The sequence below is a fragment of the Streptomyces sp. NPDC001914 genome (assembly GCF_042891215.1).
Lineage (GTDB): Bacteria > Actinomycetota > Actinomycetes > Streptomycetales > Streptomycetaceae > Streptomyces.
In genome coordinates this window covers 428,763-448,714 of the sequence record NZ_JBIASW010000003.1, presented here as the reverse complement: position 1 = coordinate 448,714, position 19,952 = coordinate 428,763, and the positions used below count along the sequence as shown (strand labels likewise).

Annotated in this window: 15 protein-coding genes; 9 read left to right on the top strand and 6 right to left on the bottom strand. The window is 70.5% G+C overall.

Going from position 1 to position 19,952, the window contains the following annotated elements; translation table 11 throughout:
• Positions 1-95: 95 nt before the first annotated feature.
• Positions 96-1,655 carry a glycosyl hydrolase 53 family protein gene (locus ACFYYF_RS11240; protein WP_388774362.1) on the bottom strand — a complete coding sequence of 520 codons (1,560 nt, stop codon included), beginning with the start codon at positions 1,653-1,655 and terminating at the stop codon, positions 96-98.
• 588 nt (positions 1,656-2,243) lie between these two features.
• The gene (locus tag ACFYYF_RS11235; protein WP_388773804.1) at positions 2,244-4,265 is read right to left on the bottom strand and encodes a beta-galactosidase; all 2,022 of its coding nucleotides are present in this window, start codon (positions 4,263-4,265) and stop codon (positions 2,244-2,246) included.
• Positions 4,266-4,609: 344 nt separating this feature from the next.
• Here ACFYYF_RS11235 and ACFYYF_RS11230 point away from each other — a divergent pair, with 344 nt between their 5' ends.
• From ACFYYF_RS11230 to ACFYYF_RS11205, 6 genes are all read left to right on the top strand, one after another.
• Positions 4,610-5,932, top strand: coding sequence for an extracellular solute-binding protein (locus tag ACFYYF_RS11230; RefSeq protein ID WP_388773802.1), 1,323 nt, complete (start codon positions 4,610-4,612; stop codon positions 5,930-5,932).
• Positions 5,929-6,852 (top strand): carbohydrate ABC transporter permease, encoded by a 924-nt coding sequence (locus ACFYYF_RS11225; RefSeq protein ID WP_388773800.1) that lies wholly within the window; start codon positions 5,929-5,931, stop codon positions 6,850-6,852. The genes ACFYYF_RS11230 and ACFYYF_RS11225 overlap by 4 nt, the downstream gene beginning before the upstream one ends.
• Positions 6,849-7,754 (top strand): carbohydrate ABC transporter permease, encoded by a 906-nt coding sequence (locus tag ACFYYF_RS11220; RefSeq protein ID WP_388773798.1) that lies wholly within the window; start codon positions 6,849-6,851, stop codon positions 7,752-7,754. The genes ACFYYF_RS11225 and ACFYYF_RS11220 overlap by 4 nt, the downstream gene beginning before the upstream one ends.
• The gene (locus ACFYYF_RS11215) at positions 7,751-8,782 is read left to right on the top strand and encodes a LacI family DNA-binding transcriptional regulator (protein ID WP_365486982.1); all 1,032 of its coding nucleotides are present in this window, start codon (positions 7,751-7,753) and stop codon (positions 8,780-8,782) included. Before ACFYYF_RS11220 ends, ACFYYF_RS11215 begins: the two co-directional genes overlap by 4 nt.
• Before the next feature lie 190 nt (positions 8,783-8,972).
• The gene (locus ACFYYF_RS11210) at positions 8,973-9,323 is read left to right on the top strand and encodes a VOC family protein (RefSeq protein ID WP_388773794.1); all 351 of its coding nucleotides are present in this window, start codon (positions 8,973-8,975) and stop codon (positions 9,321-9,323) included.
• Positions 9,324-9,381: 58 nt separating this feature from the next.
• Entirely contained in the window at positions 9,382-9,774 is a 393-nt protein-coding gene (locus ACFYYF_RS11205; RefSeq protein WP_365486978.1) for a MarR family transcriptional regulator, read from the top strand.
• A gap of 174 nt (positions 9,775-9,948) precedes the next feature.
• On the opposite strand, the gene pqqB is transcribed toward ACFYYF_RS11205, so the two are convergent.
• The 3 genes from pqqB to ACFYYF_RS11190 all read right to left on the bottom strand — a co-directional run bounded on the left by pqqB (position 9,949) and on the right by ACFYYF_RS11190 (position 14,584).
• The gene (pqqB, locus tag ACFYYF_RS11200) at positions 9,949-10,824 is read right to left on the bottom strand and encodes a pyrroloquinoline quinone biosynthesis protein PqqB (RefSeq protein WP_388773791.1); all 876 of its coding nucleotides are present in this window, start codon (positions 10,822-10,824) and stop codon (positions 9,949-9,951) included.
• Between the two features lie 164 nt (positions 10,825-10,988).
• Positions 10,989-11,402, bottom strand: coding sequence for an SseB family protein (locus tag ACFYYF_RS11195; RefSeq protein ID WP_388773789.1), 414 nt, complete (start codon positions 11,400-11,402; stop codon positions 10,989-10,991).
• Between the two features lie 212 nt (positions 11,403-11,614).
• Complete coding sequence (locus ACFYYF_RS11190; protein WP_388773786.1) at positions 11,615-14,584, bottom strand: carbohydrate binding domain-containing protein; 2,970 nt, start codon at positions 14,582-14,584, stop codon at positions 11,615-11,617.
• Positions 14,585-14,936: 352 nt separating this feature from the next.
• On the opposite strand from ACFYYF_RS11190, the gene ACFYYF_RS11185 reads away from it, so the two are divergent.
• Together ACFYYF_RS11185 and ACFYYF_RS11180 are read left to right on the top strand one after the other, a co-directional pair.
• The gene (locus ACFYYF_RS11185; protein ID WP_388773784.1) at positions 14,937-15,956 is read left to right on the top strand and encodes a permease; all 1,020 of its coding nucleotides are present in this window, start codon (positions 14,937-14,939) and stop codon (positions 15,954-15,956) included.
• Complete coding sequence (locus tag ACFYYF_RS11180) at positions 15,953-16,990, top strand: TIGR03943 family putative permease subunit (RefSeq protein WP_388773781.1); 1,038 nt, start codon at positions 15,953-15,955, stop codon at positions 16,988-16,990. Before ACFYYF_RS11185 ends, ACFYYF_RS11180 begins: the two co-directional genes overlap by 4 nt.
• 42 nt (positions 16,991-17,032) lie before the next feature.
• Here the strand turns inward: ACFYYF_RS11180 and ACFYYF_RS11175 are convergent, their stop codons facing one another.
• Positions 17,033-17,800 (bottom strand): TetR/AcrR family transcriptional regulator, encoded by a 768-nt coding sequence (locus ACFYYF_RS11175; RefSeq protein ID WP_388773779.1) that lies wholly within the window; start codon positions 17,798-17,800, stop codon positions 17,033-17,035.
• Positions 17,801-18,073: 273 nt separating this feature from the next.
• Here ACFYYF_RS11175 and ACFYYF_RS11170 point away from each other — a divergent pair, with 273 nt between their 5' ends.
• Positions 18,074-19,786: an MFS transporter gene (locus ACFYYF_RS11170; RefSeq protein WP_388773776.1), complete on the top strand. Its 1,713-nt coding sequence runs from the start codon at positions 18,074-18,076 to the stop codon at positions 19,784-19,786.
• The last annotated feature ends 166 nt before the right edge of the window (positions 19,787-19,952 follow it).

Genomic DNA, 19,952 nt, shown 5'->3' with positions numbered 1-19,952 from the left:
CGGCACGCACGGTCTTCCCGCGACCCTGGCCGGAGCCGGACGTCCCGGACGTCACACGGGGCCCGGCCGCACCGGCGGCCGGACCCCTTCGCCTCTCAGCGGTGACCGAACAGGGACATGGCCGGAAGTGCCTTGTCGTCGAAGCCGAACAGGGCCTGGTTCTCCCAGCCGTTGCCGGAGGAGGAGTCGGCCGGGTCCCAGCCGTTGCCGGTCACGGCCGTCCAGGTGGCCTCCCAGTAGAAGACGCCGAGACCGCGGCCGTTCGGCACGGCCTCCACGATGTTCATGACGTCACGCAGCCAGTTGGACTGCCCGGTGGTCGTGGCCGCGTAGCCGGAGACCAGTTCGGCGGTCGTGTCGATCTGGTTGACGAGTGCGTCGTCGCTGTCCAGACGGAAGGGGTAGGCCGTCTCGGCGAGGAAGACCGGCTTGCCGTAGCGGGTGGCGGCGTCGTCCAGGGTGGTCTGGAAGTCGTAGAGCGAGCCGTGCCAGTAGCCGTAGTAGGACAGGCCGATGGCGTCGAACTTCACGCCGTTGGCGAGGGCGGTGTCGAACCACCAGCGGGTGCCCGTGAGATCGCCGCCCTTGGCGAGGTGCAGGGCCACGACGGTGGAGGAGCTGACCGCCTTGGCCGCGTCGTAGCCGGAGTTGAGCAGCCCGGCGAGCTGCGCGAAGTTGTCCGTGGAACCCTCGGACCAGAGCATGCCGCCGTTGATCTCGTTGCCGATCTGCACCATGTCGGCCGTGGTGCCCTGCGCCTTCAGGGCGTTCAGGACGTCGTACGTGTGGTTGTAGACGTCCGTCTTCAGCTGGCTGTACGAGTGTCCGGCCCAGGCGGCCGGCTTGGTCTGGGTGCCGGGGTCGGCCCAGGTGTCCGAGTAGTGGAAGTCGACCAGGAGTTTCATGCCCTGCGCCTTGATGCGCTTGGCCATCGCCAGGACGCGCGCCTTGTTGTTGTAGCCGTCGGCCGGATTCACCCAGACCTTGAGGCGCGCGTAGTTCATCCCGGCGGACTTCAGGATGGTGAGCGCGTCGCCGGTGGTGCCGGAAGCGGTCTTGTAGAGGCCGCCGTAGGCCTCGCTCTTGGCGAGGGAGGAGATGTCGGAGCCCTTGACGGACAGTCCGGTGGTGCCGGAGGTGAACGTCAGGTCGTCGACGTTGATCCAGTTCCCGGCGTTGGCGTCGGAGTAGACGCTGACCGTGCACTGGCCGCTCGTCACGGAGACGGGCACGACCAGGTGGATCCATCCGCTGCTGGAGACCGGCAGGTCGGTGCGCTGTTCGGTGCCGCCGCAGTTCTTCAGGGCGAGGTAGGCGGAGTTCTGTCCGCCGCCGGAGCGGACCCACGCGGTGAGCTTGTAGCTGCCGTTGGTCAGCCCGGTGAGGGTCTGGTAGGTCTCGACCTTGTAGGCCGAGGAGGAGTAGTGGCTGAGGCGGTAACTCCCGCCGTGGCCGCCCGCCTCGACGTACGAGGCGGCGGTGGAGCCGGACTCCGACCAGCCGGCGGGCACGGCGACGCCGGTCCCGTCGGCCTCGAACCCGGCGTTGGTCAGGGTGCTCGCCGCGTGCGCGGTCTGCGCGGGCAGGGCGGCGAGGGCGAGCCCGGCCGCGAGCGGCGGCAGCAGGGCCCTGAGTGTGCGTCTGGGATGGAACATCATCGTCCGTCGTCCCTTCGACGTGGTGGGGAGAAGGTGCCCCCGGTGGATCCGGGTGGATCCGGGGGCGAACCCCTCCGCCCGCGGCTTCCTGGCTCACGCGGGCGGAGGGGGGTCGGGGGCCGCCGAGTGCGATGACCCGGGCGGCGGCCGGAGCGAACGCCGGGCCCTGCGGCCCGGACGGTGGGGGATCTCCGGAAGGTGCGTCGGCTGACTCTGCCGCGACGGCAGAAGCTGTGGCGGGATGGTGCACAGGGGTGCCGGACGGGTGGTCGGGGCCGCCGGGAGGGCGACGGATCAGACGCCCGGGTCTGCCCGAGTTCCTCCGGCCGGTCCGGCTGCCCGGTCGGGCGACCGGTCGGACGGAGCGGAGCCGCCCGGCCGGCCGGATGGTCCCGGGTCGCCCCGGCCGGTCGAGGGCTCGGACGGCCCGAGGCCGTTCAAGCCCCGTACCTCGGTGACCGGTTGGGCCCGGCGCAGCATTTGCCAGGCGGCGCAGAGCCGTTGGTCCCGAGCGCGGGAAGTTCGGCCCTCACTCCGTCCGGCAACCGACCGGCGGGACCGCACCCCCGTACGGCCGACGGCCTGTCACGCGTCCAGGCGTACGACCCGCACCGCGCCCGCCGGGACCGCCAGCCGGCCCGCGGCGCGTTCGCCGGTGAGGAGCTCGGTGCCGTGCGCGTCCAGCGGCACCTTGGCGTCGGACGCGGAGTGGTTGATCACGAAGACATAAGTGCCCGACTCGCCCGTGCGGCGCACCACTTCGACGTCGCGGGGCACGTCGGCGCGCGGAGCGACGCGCGCGTCGTCGGCCACCCGGCCGATCAGGGCGTCGAGTCCTTCGGCCGTGAGGCGCGTGGACACGTACCAGGCCGAACCCGCCCCGCTCCGGTGCCGGGTGACCGCAGGATGTCCGGCGGCGAGACCGCTCGCGTACGTCCACTCGGTCTCGGCACCGCGCGGCACGACGAACTCGGTCCACACGTCGCCGGTGAGTTCGGTGCCGTCGGGCCGCGTGATCCGGACGAGTTCTCCCTGCAACAGCGGGGAGAACTCCTCGACGGTCAGGCCGAGTACGTCCCGCAGGGCGCCGGGGTGGGGGCCTTCGTGGACGGCGTCGTGCTCGTCGACGATGCCGGAGAAGTAGGAGACGAGGAGGGTGCCGCCGCGTTCGACGTACTCCCTGAGGTTGTTCCCCGCGGCCTCGGTCATCAGGTAGAGGGCGGGCACGACGACAAGGGGATAGGCCGACAAGTCGGCTTCCGGGTGGGCGAAGTCGACGGTGAGGTGGCGGTCGTAGAGAGCTTCGTAGAAGGCGTCGGCGCGCTCGCGGGCGTCGTGGTCCTCGCTCGGGCGCCACTGCAGGCTCTGCGCCCACCAGGACTGCCAGTCCCACAGCACCGCCACGTCGGCGACCGTCCGAGTGCCCTTGACGGATGCCAACGACTGGACGGAGGCGCCGAGTTCGACGACCTCGCGCCACACGCGGGAGTCGGTGCCGGCGTGCGGCAGCATCGAGGAGTGGAACTTCTCCGCGCCGCTGCGGGACTGGCGCCACTGGAAGAACATGGCGCCCTCGGAGCCGCGGGCCACGTGGGACAGTGAGTTGCGGGCCATCTGGCCGGGCGCCTTGGCGGGGTTGCGGGGCTGCCAGTTGACGCCCGAGGTGGAGTGTTCGAGGAGCAGCCAGGGGGCTCCGCCGGCGACGGAGCGGGTGAGGTCCGCGGCCATCGCGAGGTTCACATGGGTGCGGCGGCCATCGGTCATCAGGTAGTGGTCGTTGGTGACGAGGTCGACCTCGCGGCCCCAGGCCCAGTAGTCGACCGAGTCGCACTGGCTGAGGGCGGTCATGAAGTTGGTGGTGACGGGGATGCCGGGTGCGAGGCGGTGGAGGATGTCCCGTTCGGCGACGAAGTTCTCCCGCATGGTCGCGTCGACGAACCGCTTGTAGTCGAGCGCCTGTGCCGGGTTGCCGACGGTCGGGGTCGCGCGCGGCGGGTCGATCTGGTCGAAGGCGGTGTACCGCTGGCCCCAGAAGGCCGTCCCCCAGGCCTCGTTGAGCTCGTCGACGGTTCCGTAGGTGCCGGTCAGCCAGCGGCGGAAGTGCGCCGCGCACGAGTCGCAGTAGCAGGCGGAGACGGGCACGCCGTACTCGTTGTGGACGTGCCACAGCGCGAGGGCGGGGTGGTCGGCGTACCGGGTCACGAGCCGCGTGGTGATGGAGGCGGCGGCGTCGCGGTAGTGGGTGTTGCTGTGGCAGATGGCGCCGCGTGATCCGAAGGCGTAGCGGGTGCCGTCGGCGGCCACGGGGAGCGCTTCGGGGTGTTCGCGGTAGAACCAGGCGGGGGGTGCGACGGTCGGGGTGCCCAGGTCTGCGCGTATGCCGTTCTCGTGGAGCAGGTCGAGGACGCGGTCGAGCCAGTCGAACTCGTAGGTGCCCCGGGCCGGTTCGAGGAGGGCCCAGGAGAAGATCCCGACGCTCACCATCGTGACGCCCGCCTCCCGCATCAGCCGGACGTCCTCGTGCCATACGTCTTCCGGCCACTGCTCGGGGTTGTAGTCCCCACCGAAGGCGAGCCCGGTGAGGCCCTTGGGGTTGGTCTCCGGCATGGATCTCTCCCATGTAATCGATCATTTGGGAACGTGCACACACAACGCCAGCGGCGTGAGCCCAACATAACCGCACAGCAACAACCATTGACAAGTGTCCGGGATGTTTCTCTACTGTGAACGCTCACAGAAGCACGGCAAGTGAGCCCGAGGGGCGCTCAGGTGTCGGCGGGCGAGCGCGTGAAGGCCCGAGGGGCCCGGCGCACGCCCGCGGTCCCGGCACCGGCCGGCGCACCCCCCGAAGGCATACGCACAAGACCGGTGCGCCCCGAAAAGGCGCACCGCACAAGAACAGGGCAGGCCTCCCGCAGCAGGCGGAGGCCCAGGTCAGGGGAGAACGTTCCATGCCCATCACGAAGCACAGCCGCCTCGTGGCCAGCACCATCGCCGTCGTCCTCGGCGCCACCTCGCTCGTCGCCTGCGGCTCGTCCGACGACGACAAGAGCGAATCCCAGTCCGGACCCGCGACACTGACGTTCTGGACCTGGGCGCCGGGCATGGACAAGGTCGTCGACCTCTGGAACAAGGGGCCGGGCAAGCAGCAGCAGATCACCGTCGAGGTGAAGAAGCAGGCCTCGGGCGACACGCTCATCACCAAGATCCTCACCGCGCACAAGGCGAAGAAGGCACCGGACCTGGTCCAGGCCGAGTACCAGGCGCTGCCGACCCTGGTCAGCAATGACGCGCTCGCCGACATATCCGCGGAGTCGAAGGACGCCAGGAGCAAGTTCGCCGACGGTGTCTGGCAGCAGACGACGCTCGGGACGGACGCGGTGTACGCGATCCCGCAGGACATCGGCCCGATGATGTTCTACTACCGCGCCGACCTGTTCAAGAAGTACGGCCTGACGGTCCCCACCACCTGGGAGGAGTTCGCCGAGACCGCCCGCACGCTGAAGAAGAAGGCACCGGACAAGGCCCTGACCACCTTCTCCGCCAACGACTCCGGCCTGTTCGCCGGTCTGGCGCAGCAGGCCGGCGCCAAGTGGTGGACCTCCTCCGGCGACAAGTGGAAGGTCGGCATCGACGACACGGCCACCCGCAAGGTCGCCGACTTCTGGGGCGGTCTGGTCAAGGAGGGCGCCATCGACAACCAGCCGATGTACCAGCCGGCCTGGAACAAGGCGCTGAACACCGGCAAGGAGATCGCCTGGGTCAGCGCGGTGTGGGCGCCCGGCACCCTGACCACCGCGGCCCCGGACACCCAGGGCAAGTGGGCGATGGCCCCGCTGCCGCAGTGGACCGAGGGCGAGAACGTCACCGGCAGCTGGGGCGGTTCCTCGACGGCCGTCACCACCGACTCCTCGCACAAGGCGGCCGCCGCGAAGTTCGCCGCCTGGCTGAACACCGACCCGCAGGCGGTGGCCGCGCTCGCGAAGGAGAGCGGCATCTACCCGGCGTCCACCAGCGCCCAGAGCGGTGACGCCTTCGCGCAGCCGCCGGCCTTCTTCTCCAACCAGCCGGACTTCTACACCAAGGCGTCCGAGATCGCGAAGACCACCGCCCCGTCCGCGTGGGGCCCGAACGTGAACGTCGCCTACACGACCTTCAACGACGCCTTCGGGGCCGCCGCCAAGAACAAGTCGGACTTCGGCGCCGCCCTCAAGACCATGCAGGACACCACCGTCGCCGACCTGAAGAAGCAGGGCTTCGGGGTCGCTCAGTGACCAGCGCACGCCGGAAGCCGTACGGGGTCAAGGGGGCCCCGTACGGTTTCCTCCTCCCCGCGACGATCCTCTTCGTCCTCTTCTTCGCGCTGCCCATCGGCTACGCGATCTGGCTGAGCCTGCACAAGGTGCAGGTCAAGGGTCTCGGCCTGGGCGCCGGTGCCCGCGCCGAGGTCTGGGCGGGCCTCGGGAACTACACCGACGCGCTGACCGACAGCGAACTCGTCGACGGCGCGCTGCGCGTGGCCGGATACGGCGCCATAGTCGTGCCGGTGATGCTCGGCCTCGCGCTGCTCTTCGCGCTCATGCTCGACGCCGAGAAGGTGCGCCTGGCCCCCTTCACCAGGCTCGCGATCTTCCTGCCGTACGCCATCCCCGGTGTCGTGGCCGCCCTGCTGTGGGGCTTCCTGTACCTCCCGGACGTCAGCCCCTTCTACTTCGTCCTCGACAGGCTGGGTCTGCCCCAGCCCGACCTGCTGGACGGCGGTCCGCTGTACATCGCGCTGTCGAACATCGCGGTCTGGGGCGGCACCGGCTTCAACATGATCGTCATCTACACCTCGCTCCAGGCCATCCCGGCCGTGGTGCTCGAAGCGGCGAAGCTGGACGGCGCCACCCCGCTGCAGACCGCCCTGCGGATCAAGATCCCGATGGTGGCACCCTCCCTGGTGCTCACCTTCTTCTTCTCGATCATCGCCACCCTCCAGGTGTTCAGCGAGCCGACCACCCTCAAACCCCTCACCAACTCCGTCTCCACGACCTGGAGTCCGCTCATGAAGGTCTACCGGGACGCGTTCAACACCGGTGACATCTACGCGGCAGCGGCCGAGGCCGTGATCATCGCCGTGGTCACGCTGGTCCTGTCCTTCGGCTTCCTGCGTGCCGCGAACTCCCGTACCAAGCAGGAGGAAGCACGATGAGTTCTCTTGCCCTGCGCAAGGCCGCGCCGGCCGCCGGGACGACGCCCGGCACCGCCCAGGGGCCGTCGCCGCGCGGCCGGATCGCGCTGGTGCCCACGCTCACCCTGCTGCTCGGCGCGCTCTACTGTCTGCTGCCCGTCGCCTGGGTGGTGATCGCGGCCACCAAGTCGGGCCGCGAGCTGTTCTCGACCTTCACCTTCCTGCCCGGCACCGGGTTCACCCAGAACGTCAGGGACCTCAACGCCTACCGCGACGGCATCTACTGGCGGTGGATGGGCAACTCCGCGCTCTACGCCGGTCTCGGCGCCCTTCTGTCGACGGGCGTCTCGGCGATCAGCGGCTACGCCCTGGCCGTCTACCGCTTCCGGGGCCGCGAGACCGTCTTCAGCGTCCTCATGGCGGGCGTGCTCATGCCGCCGGTGATCCTCGCGATCCCGCAGTACCTGCTGCTCGCCAAGGCGGACCTGACGGATTCGTACGCCTCCGTGCTGCTGCCGCTCGTCCTGTCCCCGTACGGCGTCTACCTCGCCCGGATCTACGCGGCGGCGGCCGTCCCCGACGACGTGGTCGAGGCCGGCCGGATGGACGGCGCGGGTGAGTGGCGGATCTTCACCCGGGTCGCGCTGCCCATGATGGTGCCCGGTCTGGTGACGGTGTTCCTGTTCCAGTTCGTCGCCGTGTGGAACAACTTCCTGCTCCCCTACATCATGCTCAGCGACGACGAGAAGTTCCCGATCACGCTCGGCCTGTTCACGCTTCTGGAACAGGGCTCCAACACCCCGGCCCTGTACACCCTGGTCATCACCGGCGCCCTGCTCGCGATCGTCCCGCTGGTCGCGCTGTTCCTGGTCATCCAGCGCTTCTGGAGCCTCGACCTGCTGTCCGGAGCCGTAAAGTCATGACCATGAGCAACACGGGGGGCCGGCGCAAGCCGCCGACGATCCACGACGTCGCTCGTGAGGCGGGTGTCTCGCGGGGCACCGTCTCGCGCGTGCTCAACGGCGGGCACTACGTCAGCCCCTCGGCGGCGGAGGCCGTCAACGCCGCCATCCGCAGGACGGGCTACGTCGTGAACCGGCACGCCCGTTCGCTGATCACCGGGCGGTCCGACTCGGTCGGCTTCCTGCTGACCGAGCCCCAGGAACGGTTCTTCGAGGACCCGAACTTCAACGTCCTGCTGCGCGGCTGCACCCAGGCCCTCGCCGCGCACGACGTCCCCCTCCTGCTGATGCTCGCCGGCACCCAGGACGAGCGGCGGCGCATCACGCGCTACATCACCGCCGGCCATGTCGACGGAGTGCTGCTGGTCTCCAGCCACTCCGGCGACCCGGTCGCCGAGGAACTGCGCGAGGCGGGCGTGCCGCTCGTCGCGTGCGGCAAGCCCATCGGGCTGGGTTCCAAGGTGAGTTACGTGGCCGCCGACGACCGCGACGGGGCCCGGGACATGGTCACGCACCTGCTCTCCCTCGGGCGGCGCCGGATCGGCATGGTCACCGGACCGCTGGACACCCCCGGCGGTGTCGAACGTCTGGCGGGGTACCGGGAAGTGCTCGCCGAGGCGGGCGTCGAGGCCGACGACCGGCTCATCGCCTCCGGCGACTACAGCCGCGCGAGCGGTGAGGCTGGCGCCGAACTGCTCCTCGACCGCGCTCCGGACATGGACGCCGTGTTCGTCGCCTCGGACCTGATGGCCCAGGGCGTGCTGGCCGCGCTGCGCAAGGCGGGCCGCCGGGTCCCGGACGACGTCGCGGTCGGCGGCTTCGACGACTCCCCCGCCGCCACGGCCGCCACTCCGGCCCTCACGACCATCCGCCAGCCCTGGGACCGCATCAGCTCCGAGATGGTCCGGGTCCTGCTCGCCCAGATCGGCGGCGAGGATCCGGCGGCGGTGATCCTGCCGACGGAGCTGGTCCGCCGCGAGTCCACCTGAGGCGCGTGCCGTGGGCGCCGGTGCATGCGGGAGGCTCCGCGCGCACCGGCGCACCAGGGAGGCCCCTCGCGCACCGGTCAGGATTCGAGAAGCCGTACCCGGCTCTCCCGGCTTAGCGTGAAAGCGCCGCCGGAACACCGGCGGCACGACAGCGGCCGACACGGCCGCGACGCACCGCACAGGAGTCGCCATGACCGCCGGAGTCAAGACCATCATCTACCCCGTCAAGGACGTCGCGAAGACCAAGGCCCTGTTCACCCTGCTGCTCGGGGTGGAGCCCTATGTGGACGAGCCGTACTACGTCGGTTTCAAGGACGGGGGCCAGGATGTCGGACTCGACCCGAACGGCCACGCGAAGGGCCTGACCGGCCCGGTGCCCTTCTGGCACGTCGACGACATCGAGGCGACCCTGGCGGCCCTGATCGAGGCGGGCGCCGAGACGCTCCAGGAGCTCCAGGACGTCGGCAACGGCAGGAAGGTCGCGTCGGTGAAGGACGCGGAGGGCAACATGTACGGGCTCATCGAGGACCCGGTCAACTGAATGCGGGCACACTAATTGCACACTCAACTAGTGGCCGGATCTCTGTTACCGTTCAGATATGGCAACGCAGACGCCCGGTACCCGCCTGGAGGACCAGTGGCGGGACATCCTGTCGGTGCACGCGCGCACGATGTGCGAGATCGACCGCGTGCTGCATCCGCACGGCCTGGGAGCCAGTGACTTCGAGGTCCTGGACATCCTCGTCGCCGAGACGGTCGCGGAGCCCGGCGACCACTGCCGGGTGCAGAACATCGCGGACCGGGTCCATCTGAGCCAGAGCGCGCTGTCGCGGCTCATCGGCCGGCTGGAGAAGGACGGTCTGGTGGAGCGCACCGTCTGCCAGGAGGACCGCCGCGGGGTGTGGGTCGCGCTCACCCGCAAGGGCCGCGATCTGCACGCCGAGGTGCTCCCCCTGCAGCGCTCCGTACTGGCCCGCATGCTCCAGACCTGAGCCACCCGCACCGGCCGGGTCCTGCAAGCCCGAGCGGTCCGCATGCGCCCGCTCCACCCGGAGCCAAGGGGTCCACGGTCGTCCGGTCCCGCCGGGCCGAGCGGTCCGCTCCCCGCAACCAGGGCGGCTGATCAGCCTGCGCCGGCTTTCCCGTGTCTCTGGCCACCGGCCCGCCTAGAGCACGAGTTCCGCTCCGTCCGGCAGGATCTCGGCACCGGCACCCGTCACCGCCGCGCGGGCGTCCGTGGCCGGGTCCAGCAGCGGGTTCGCGCTGTCGAAGTGGGTGTAGACGACGCGCGGGCCGGAGTGCCGGGCCAGAGCCGCCAGGCTGCCGTCCGTGCCGGAGACCGGGAGGTGCCACTCGGCGGCCGCCCGCCCGCGCGGCGCCCGTACCACGGTGTCCGTCCCTTCCTCCGCGTAGCGGGTGCCGTCGAGGAGGACGCAGGTGGCCCCGTCGAGCAGTTCGTCGAGGGCGGGTGTCCACCTCCCCAGGCAGGGTGCGTAGACGAGCACGCCCCCGCTGGCCAGGTCCTCGATCCGGTACGCCGTCACCCAGCGGTCGTCGGCGGCGGCCCCGGGGACGTGGCCGGGGATCCGGGAACCGAGCGGGTGGGCGCTGACGACCAGACCTCCGGCCAGCACGAATCCGCCCTCGGTGAAGCTGTCCGCCCACGCCCAGGCGGCCGGGCGGTCGAGGAGCGGGCGCAGCGGGGAGAGCGCGGCGAGGACGGGAGGCGAGGCGTAGACCATCAGCCCCGGGGCACCGTGCAGCCCGGTCAGCCCCGTCGCGTGAGCGGCCTCGGTCAGCAGGACGCCGCGCACGGGCGTGCCCCCGGGTCCGGGTGCGAGCGCGGGGGTGGCGTTGAGCTGCGTACGGATGTCGGGCGAGGCGTTGAGCAGCCACCAGTCGCGGGAGTTGCCGCTGACGGCGACGCCTTCCTGGGTGCGGGCGGGCAGCTTTCCGTCGCGGGCGGCCGAGCACTGCGCGCAGACGCAGTTCCACCGAGGGAAGCCGCCGGCGGCGGCCGTGCCCAGCAGGACGACTCTCACGGGAACCCCACTCCTCCGCGGCGGCTTTCCAGGGATCTTCCCCGCCCGGACGGGCCGGGCCACTCCTCGCCGAGGAACGGATCCGGACATCCTTCGGCCGCGGGACCGCCCCGCGGCCTCCGGGGCGGTGGTGCGGGGCCCGCGTCGGGTGGCCGAGGGCCCGGCTAGCGCACCAGCAGGGTGCGTACGCCTTCGGAGGTGAGCGTCAGGCCGTGCGGGGAGGCGGCGTCGATGATGAGGTCCAGGTCGCCCGAGGGCCACTGGGCCGCGAGCGCGGCGAGCGGCACGAGGCGGTAGCGGGAGACGGAGGGCAGGAGCTCGGCCAGTTCCAGTTCCGAGGTGAACACCGGGACGACCTGTCCGCCTTCGGGATCGTCCAGGATGGGCAGGGCCACGGCGTGGGGGTCGGCGATGTCGGCGTCCGAGGCGTCGTCCGGCACGGGCACCAGGACGTCGCTGCCGGCGAGGGTCTCCAGCGCCGCGGTGTCCTCGGTGTTCGCGGCGAGGGTGTCCAGGGCCTCCTGGGCGGGCGTCGCCGCGGGGGCGCTGGGGTGGTTGTTGTTCAAGGGCGTGTCCATGGCAGATATCCCCGGATCGTGGCGGGCGGGCGGCCACCCGGGCAGATCTCACTCCCGGGCGTGTCATTCGGTCGCGTACCCAACGCCAACCGGGCCATTCATCCCGGCTCCCGGCCGGGCGCGAGAGCGGCGGTCACGGTGTTCCGCCCGGGCGTGGGGCGCCCGGGCGGAACCGCGGTGACCGCCGCTTCCGTACGTCTCCGACGGCCGCGTCACTTGAGGTAGGGGCCGTCCGTTCCGATCTTTCCGGGGCCGTTCAGTACGTAGACCCGCAGGTTCCCCTTGCCGGGCGCGGCCACCGAGAGCGTGCCGCCCGAGACGGTCTTCACGGCACCGGTGACGGCGTCCGTGTAGGTGCCGTTCGGGATGCCGGTGAAGGTCGCGTCGCCGGTGACCGTGACGAGGGCGAAGCTGTCGGTCGATCCGCTGGTGTAGCGGCGCTTGAAGGCCATCGAGCCGCTGATGCCGTCGGTCGAGTACTGGCCCGACTGCAGGGCCGGGATCGCCCGGCGGATCTGGTTGAGCCGCTGAAGGTGCTTGACCAGCGGCTGTGCCAGGGTCGTCGCGACCTCACCGCTCGCGGAGTCGGCCTTGCCGAACTCGGAGGCCGTGACGCTCCCCGCGAGATGGTCGCCGTAGTAGGCGCGCCCGGTCGTCGCCAGCGGGCAGGTCGGCCCGCAGTCGATCTGCTTGCCCTTCTGGAACTCGATCTCCGATCCGTAGTAGAGGGTGGGGATGCCGCGGAAGGTCCACATCAGTGCCATGTTCTCGGCCCAGGCGTCGGTGCCGCCGGCGTAGCGCGTGCTCGACTTGTTCGGGCCGTAGTCGTGGCTGTCGACGTAGACGACGTTGTACGTGGCGTCGTTGACCGAGTCGTCGGAGTCCTTGCCGTTGCTGTAGGCGTTCTGCGCGTCGCCGAAGTTCATGTGCATGCGCATGTCGATGATGTTCATCCCGGAGAACTGGCTGCGGTCCGGGGTGTGGTAGCTGTTGCCGCTCAGGAAGGCGTTGGTGGAGGTGGGCTGGTTGCCGGTGCCCAGCTGCTCTTCGTAGGTGTACTGCTCGATGGCGGCCGTCGCGTCGTCGGCGCTGTAGTCCTTGCGCTCCTTCCAGGTGTAGAACTGCGCGGAGTGGTTCACCGAGCCGCGGTTCCACTTGTCGTTGACGAAGGCGCCCACCTCGCCGAAGACGAAGAAGTTCTTCGCCGCCTCCGTGCCGAACCGCTGGGTCACCCGGTCGTAGACGGCGGGCAGGAAGCGGCGGTTCCAGGTGACGCGCGGGATGTGGACGGCCGTGTCGACGCGGAATCCGTCGACGCCCATGTCGATGTACTTGTCGTACGCGCCGATCAGGTAGTTCTGGACCGTGGTGTTCTCGGTGTTGAAGTCGGCCAGGTCCTCGTGCAGCCAGCACGAACGCGAGTCCTCGCCCTCCCAGTTGCCGATCCAGCACTGGTGGTAGTAGGCCTTCGGGAACATGCCCGAAGTGGGGCTCGGCCACTGGCAGTTGTACAGGGTGTAGCCCTCGGCGCTCTTGCCGCCGGTGGGTTTGCCCCAGTTGACGCAGGTGTTGCCGGAGGGCTCGGCGGTCGACCAGAGGTCGCCGTTGTAATACGACTTCCCCGACTTGGGCTCGACGGTCAGTCCGTCGTACTCGAAGCTGTCGTTCTTCTCGTCGTAGTACCAGCTCCACTGGGAGTCGCGGACGCCGTAGACGGTGGGGGTGAACAGGCCCTTGGCGCCCCAGCGGGAGCTGTGGTTGTAGACGACGTCCTGGTAGATCTTCATGCCCTTGGCGTGGGCCGCGTTGATCAGGTCCTGGTAGGAGGCGCCGGCGGACTCCAGTCGGGGGTCGACCTTGTAGAAGTCGTAGCCGTGATAGCCGTGGTAGTCGTAGTCCGAGCGGTTGAGGACGACCGGGGTGATCCACACGGCGGAGAACCCGAGGGCCTTGACGTAGTCGAGCTTGTCGACGAGACCCTTGAAGTCACCGCGGAACATGGGGTCGTTGTTGGCCGCGTTGCCCGACTTGACGTCCTGGCTCCCCCCGCGGTTGTTGGAGCTGTCGCCGTCGTAGAAGCGGGCGGTGAGGACGAAGTAGATCGGGTCCTTGCGCGGGTCGGTGCCGAGCGGTGTCCCCGCGGCCGGCGCCGGGGCCTTCTCCCCGGTCGTGACGGTGGCCGCCGCGGAGGCGGGCGAGGTGTTTCCGGCCGCGTCGGCGGCCTTCACCGTGTAGGTGTACTCGGTCTTCTCCTCGAGTCCCGTGTCGGAGTACACCGTGGAGCCGACATCCGTGACGACGGTTCCCTTCGTGCCGCCCGTGCGCGTGAGCTGATACTTCGTCACGGCGGTGTCGTCGGTGGCCGGATCCCAGGTCACCACCACCGAGGTGTTCGTGGCGGTCGCCTTGAGCCCGGCCGGTGTGGTCGGCGCCCGGGTGTCGGGAGCCTCGGCCGCGCAGGGGTCCTTGGCGTCGGCGGTGACGGTCCGGTCCTTCACGGTCGTGGTGCCGGACGGGATCGTGTAGTCGGCGCTGTTGTTGTTGTCCCAGACGCCGTTGCCGTTGTTGAAGGCCGCCTTGAGCGAGGTGGCGGTCCCGATGTCGAGGGTCTTCCTCCACCATCCGGTGCAGGCGCTCTCCATGCCGACGCCGGGGACCGTGGTCCAGGAGCCGCCGGCCGGGGCGTAGTGGATGTTGGCCGTGGTCCACCCGGAGGTGGCGGTCGAGTAGTACACGGTGGCCTGGTTGCCGGTGCCCGTACCGGTGTCGGCGCACGGGTCGCTGTGGGCGATCACCCCGTCCTTGACGGTGATGGTGCCGGTGCCCAGGGCGTAGTTGTTGCCGCCGTTGTTGTCCCAGGTGCCGCTTCCGTTGTTGAACGTGGCCTGGAGCCCGGTGGCCGAGCCGAGGTCGACGGTCTTCTTCACCCAGTCCGTGCAGGCCGACTCCATCCGGACGCCCGGCACGGTGGTCCAGGAACCGCCGTCCGGGGCGTAGTGGAGGTAGGTGGCCGGCCAGTTCTTGGTCTTCGTGTAGTAGAAGACGGTCGCCGTCGTGGAGGTGGCGGCCGTGCTCTCCAGGGGGACCGGTCCCGTGTCCGGCGGGGTCAGTCCGAACAGTGCGGTCACCGTCAGGAGGGCCATCAGTGCTCTCAGGGGCGGGCGTCCACGTCTGCGGTTCATGGGGCGGCTCCAATGCGCGTGCGGGGAGGGGGAGTTGCGGTGGAGGCGTTGCCTTGCAAGAAGAACCGGCAAGTTCCTGAAAGGGCTTGCGGCCCGGAAGCTACAGGCCCGTGACAGCCACGTAAAGAGTTGTGACAACGACCGCGACGCGCGGGGCGTACCGGCGCCCCGGGCCCGGCACACGTCCGCGACGCACGGTGAGCACCGCCCGCCCCGGTCAGGCGGAGGTCAAGAATCCCCCGGGCGCGGGCAATCCCCTGGTCACGCGGTGAGAAGCTGTGGCCGGGCGGGCGTATTGAAGGCGGAAGGGCATCCGCAGCCGCGCCCTTCCCCGACCGGAGGTACGTCGAGCGTGACCATCACCGAGGAAGCCCCGCCGCCGGTCCGGCGGAAGGACGAGGGCGGCCGCCAGGACCGGCAGGGCTGGCACTTCGACTCCCCGCTCGCCCTGACGATGCTCCTGCTGCTGGTCGTCGCGTGTCAGGGGCCGATCCGCGGCATGCTGTCCGCACCGGTGATGCAGAGCTGGATGACCGTGTTCGTCGCGGTGGTGGTCCAGGCCCTGCCCTTCCTGGTCCTCGGCGTCCTGCTGTCCGCGGTCATCGCGGTGTTCGTCCCGCCGTCGTTCTTCGCCCGCGCGCTGCCGAAGCGGCCGGCGCTCGCGGTGCCGGTCGCCGGGATGGCCGGCGCGGTCCTGCCCGGCTGCGAGTGCGCCTCCGTGCCGGTCGCCGGGGCGCTGGTGCGACGCGGCGTCACTCCGGCCGCGGCCCTGGCCTTCCTGCTGTCCGCCCCGGCGATCAACCCGATCGTGCTCACCGCGACCGCGGTGGCCTTCCCCCGCAACCCGGAGATGGTTCTCGCCCGCTTCGTCGCCAGCCTCCTGGTGGCCTGCGCGATGGGCTGGCTGTGGCAGCGTCTCGGCCGCACGGACTGGCTGCGCCCGCCGGCCCGCCCCGCGCACGAGGGCCAGGGCCGGGGGGCCGCGTTCTGGGGGTCCGTGCGGCACGACATCATGCACGCGGGCGGGTTCCTCGTGCTCGGCGCGATGGCCGCCGCCACGCTCAAGGCCGTCGTACCGGCGAGCTGGCTGCACGCCGCGGCCGGGAACCCGGTGGTGTCCGTCCTGGCCCTCGCGATCCTGGCCGTCCTGCTGTCGATCTGCTCCGAGGCCGACGCGTTCGTGGTCGCCTCGCTGACCCAGTTCTCGCTCACCGCCCGGCTGGCGTTCCTGGTCGTCGGACCGATGATCGACCTGAAGCTCTTCGCCATGCAGGTCGGCACGTTCGGCCGCGGCTTCGCGACCCGGTTCGCGCCCGCCACCTTCACGCTGGCGGTCCTCATGTCCGTACTGATCGGGGCGGTGCTCCTGTGAACCGGCAGGCTCAGGCGGCCGTCCTCTTCCTCGTCGGCGCGGCGGTGCTGCACGCGAGCGTCACGGACCTCTATCTGCGGTACGTGAAGGCGGGGCTGCGGCCCCTGCTGCTCGCGGCCGGCGTGGTGCTCGTCGTCACGGCCCTGGCGACGGTCTGGTACGAGATACGGGAGCACCGGGCGGCCGCCGGGCGGGCCGGCACGGGGCACGACGCCGGGCGCGCCGGCACCGGGCCTGACGCCGGGCGCGCCGCCGGGCACGGACCCGCGGACGCGCCTGCGAAGGGCGGCGCCGGGTACAACCACGCGGACCGGGACGGGACGGCAGACGGGGGTGGGCACGGCAACGCGGGCGCGGGCGCGGACGGGGACGGGGACGGACCCCTGACCGGCGACGGACACGGGCACGGAGACGAGCCCCTCGACAGGGGCGAGCACGGCCACGGCCACACCCACGACCCCGACCCCGACCCCGGCCACGGCCACGGCCACGGCCACGGCCACGGCCACGGCCACGGCCACGGCCATCGTGAGCCGCGGATCTCGTGGCTCCTCGTGCTCCCCCTGCTCGCGCTCATCCTCGTAGCCCCGCCGGCCCTGGGCTCGTACAGCGCGATGCGCACCGGAACGGCGCTGCAGGCGCCCTTCGGCTACGCGAAGCTGCCCGCCGGTGACCCGGTCACGCTCGGCCTCGTCGACTACGCGAGCAGGGCGGCGTACGACCACGGCCGTTCCCTCGGCGGCCGTCAGGTCAAGATCACGGGATTCGTCGCCCTCGACCGCAAGGGCGCCCCGTATCTCGTCCGCATGGCCCTCAACTGCTGCGCCGCGGACGCCCAGCCGGTCAAGATCGGCCTGTCGGGCCGGACTCCCCCGGTCCTGCGGCCCGACACCTGGCTGGAAGTCACCGGCCGTTACACCGCCAAGCGCACGACGGACCCGGTCAACGGCGGCATCATCCCGTATCTGGAGGTCGGTTCGGCGCGGCCGGTCCCGACGCCGCGCGATCCGTACGACGAGAGCTGGAACAACTGAGCCGAGAGGGGCGGGACTTGTCCACGACGACCCGCCCCGGGCTCAGGCCCCGCGGTCCGGGAGATAACTCGCGAGACCCCGCAGGATGATCTCCAGGCCGATGTCGAACCTCTCGTCGGAGGACTCCGTCACCATCGACCCGGACAGGGCCCGCAGGTGGGGGAAGTGCTCCTCGGGCAGCGACGCGAAGTAGTTCTGCATCTCGTCGGCCATCTCGCGCCAGTCGGGGCGGGCCAGGGTGCCGCCGGAGTGCTGGGCGGCCCGGTCCTGCCACATGCCCTCCTCCAGGACGAACCCGTCGATGTAGGTGGAGATGAGGTCACCGGCCTCGGCCGCGATGCGGTCGGGCAGTCCGGCGGTACGGAAGATGGCGAGCAACGCCTCGACGTACGGCAGCAGTTCGGCGGTGAAGGGGACGTGCGCCATGGAGATCCTGGCCATGTCGCGGTGGGACAGCAGGCGCCGGCGCCAGGAACGCGCGTAGTCCCGCACCTGGTCCTGCCACCGTTCCGGGTCGGGTTCGGGCAGCGTGAAGCTGGCGAAGAGCCGGGTGTACATCAGCTCCAGGAGGTCGTCCTTGGAGCGGACGTAGGCATAGAGGGCGGAGACCGTGACGTCCAGTTCGGCCGCCACCTGACGCATCGACAGCTTGTCGAGGCCGGACCGGTCCAGCACGACGAAGGCCGCCTCGACGATGCGCTCGCGCGACAGCGGCTCGCGCGCCGGGGCGACACGAGCGCGGGCGGGACGCTCACGCTCCCAGGGGGACGGCGGGGGTGAATCGGGGGTGCCGGCGGCCGCGTCGCTCATGACCACAGTCTAGGCCGCCGGAGAGCAGTGTTCTCTCCGGGAGAGCGGCGTTCACCTCGACTCAACGCGATATATCTTGTCGCTGTCGCGGAGTTGCGCTATATCGTAATGAACGCCGTTCTCTTGATGAGCACTGTTCTGTTAAGGTGAACGGCGTTCACCGGCGTCTCGTCTCGTGCTTCTTCCTCCAAGACGGCAAGCCGGGCAGTCACACCCGTCCGCCCCACCGCGCCCCGGTCGACTCCGGCGCGGCCTCTTCGCGAGGAGTTCCCGATGTCCACCACCGGTGTCGCGTCCGCCGAGACGCCCATCGACTCACCAGCGCCCTACCGGTGGCGCTGGGCTGCGCTGTTCGTGATCCTCGCGGCCGAGGTGATGGACCTCCTCGACGCCGTCGTCACGAACATCGCCGGCCCCTCCATGCGGGCCGACCTAGGCGGCGGCGCCTCCACGCTCCAGTGGCTCGCCGCCGCCTACACCCTCTCCATGGCCGTCGGGCTCGTCACCGGAGGACGGCTCGGCGACATCCACGGACGCCGCACGATGTTCCTGGTCGGCGCCGCGGGCTTCACCGTCGGTTCGCTGCTGTGCGCGGTGTCCGTGTCGCCCGGGATGCTGATCGGCGCGCGGGTCGTGCAGGGCCTGTTCGGCGCGGTGATGCTGCCGCAGGGCCTCGGCATGATCAAGGAGATGTTCCCGCCTAAGGAGTCGCAGAAGGCCTTCGGCATGTTCGGCCCGGTCATGGGTCTGTCCGCGGTGTGCGGGCCGATCCTGGCGGGCTGGCTGGTGGACGCCGACTACTTCGGCACCGGCTGGCGCATGATCTTCCTCATCAACCTGCCGCTGGGCGCCGCCGCCATCCTCGGTGCCGTGCGCTACCTGCCGAAGGGCCGTTCCGACAGCAAGCCGCGCCTCGACATCCCCGGCATGATCCTGGTCTCCGTGGCCGCGCTCCTCCTCATCTTCCCGCTGGTCCAGGGGCGTGAGTACGACTGGCCCGTGTGGACGTTCGTGATGATGGGCGCCTCCGTCGTCGTCTTCGCGGCGTTCGCCCTGTACGAGTCGCGCCGCAACAAGGCCGGCCAGGACCCGCTGGTCGTCCCCAGCCTCTTCCGCAAGCGCGGCTTCAGCGGCGGCATGATCCTCGGGCTGGTCTTCTTCTCGGCCATGCAGGGCTTCATGCTCGTCTTCAACCTCTACACCCAGATCGGCCTCGGCTACTCGCCTCTCAAGGCGGGCCTGGTGATGGTGCCCTGGTCGGGCGGCATGATCGTCGGCTTCGGTGTCGCCCAGGGTGTGGTCCGCTTCGGCCGGACCGTGCTCCAGGCGGGCGCGCTCGTCATGGCGCTCGGTGTCTTCGGCGTGTGGCTGACCCTCGAACAGGTGGGATCCGGCGTCGGCCCCTGGCAGCTCCTGCCGTCGCTGCTCGTCACGGGCATCGGGATGGGCCTGCTCATGGCCCCGTTCTTCGACATCGTGCTCGCCAGTGTGGAGCAGCACGAGACGGGTTCGGCGTCCGGCACCATGACCGCGGTGCAGCAGCTCGGCGGCGCCTTCGGTGTGGCCATCCTCGGCACGGTGTTCTTCGGTCTGCTGGGCGGCGGGATCGCCACCGCCGTCGACCACCGCTCGGACGATCTGCGAGGACGGCTGACCGCCGCGCACGTCGCGCCCGAGGCCCAGGACCGCATCGTGGCGGGCCTGCGCACCTGCGCCGCGGACCGCGCCACCGCCAAGGACTTCGAAGCGACCCCGGCGTCCTGCACCCGCCTGGAGAAGGACACCCGGGCGGCCGTGACCTCGCCCGAGGACGGGGCCCGTATCCCGGCCGCGCTGCAGGCCACCGCGTCCTCGGCCTTCCGCACCGGTTTCGGCTCGGTCATGCAGACGGTGCTGTGGATCGTCGACGGCATGCTGGCGCTGACGTTCCTGCTGGCGTTCCTGCTGCCGCGGCATGCGCGGCCGGAGGAGTCTGCGGGGCACTGAGTCGCGGCGCCGAGTCGCGGGCGCTGGGCCGGGGCTTGATCGCCTGGGCTCGGTGCTGGGGAGGGCCGAGTCGGCTTCGGCTTCGGCTTCGGCTTCGGCTTCGGCTTCGGCTTCGGCTTCGGCTTCGGCTTCGGCTTCGGCTTCGGCTTCGGCTTCGGCTTCGGCT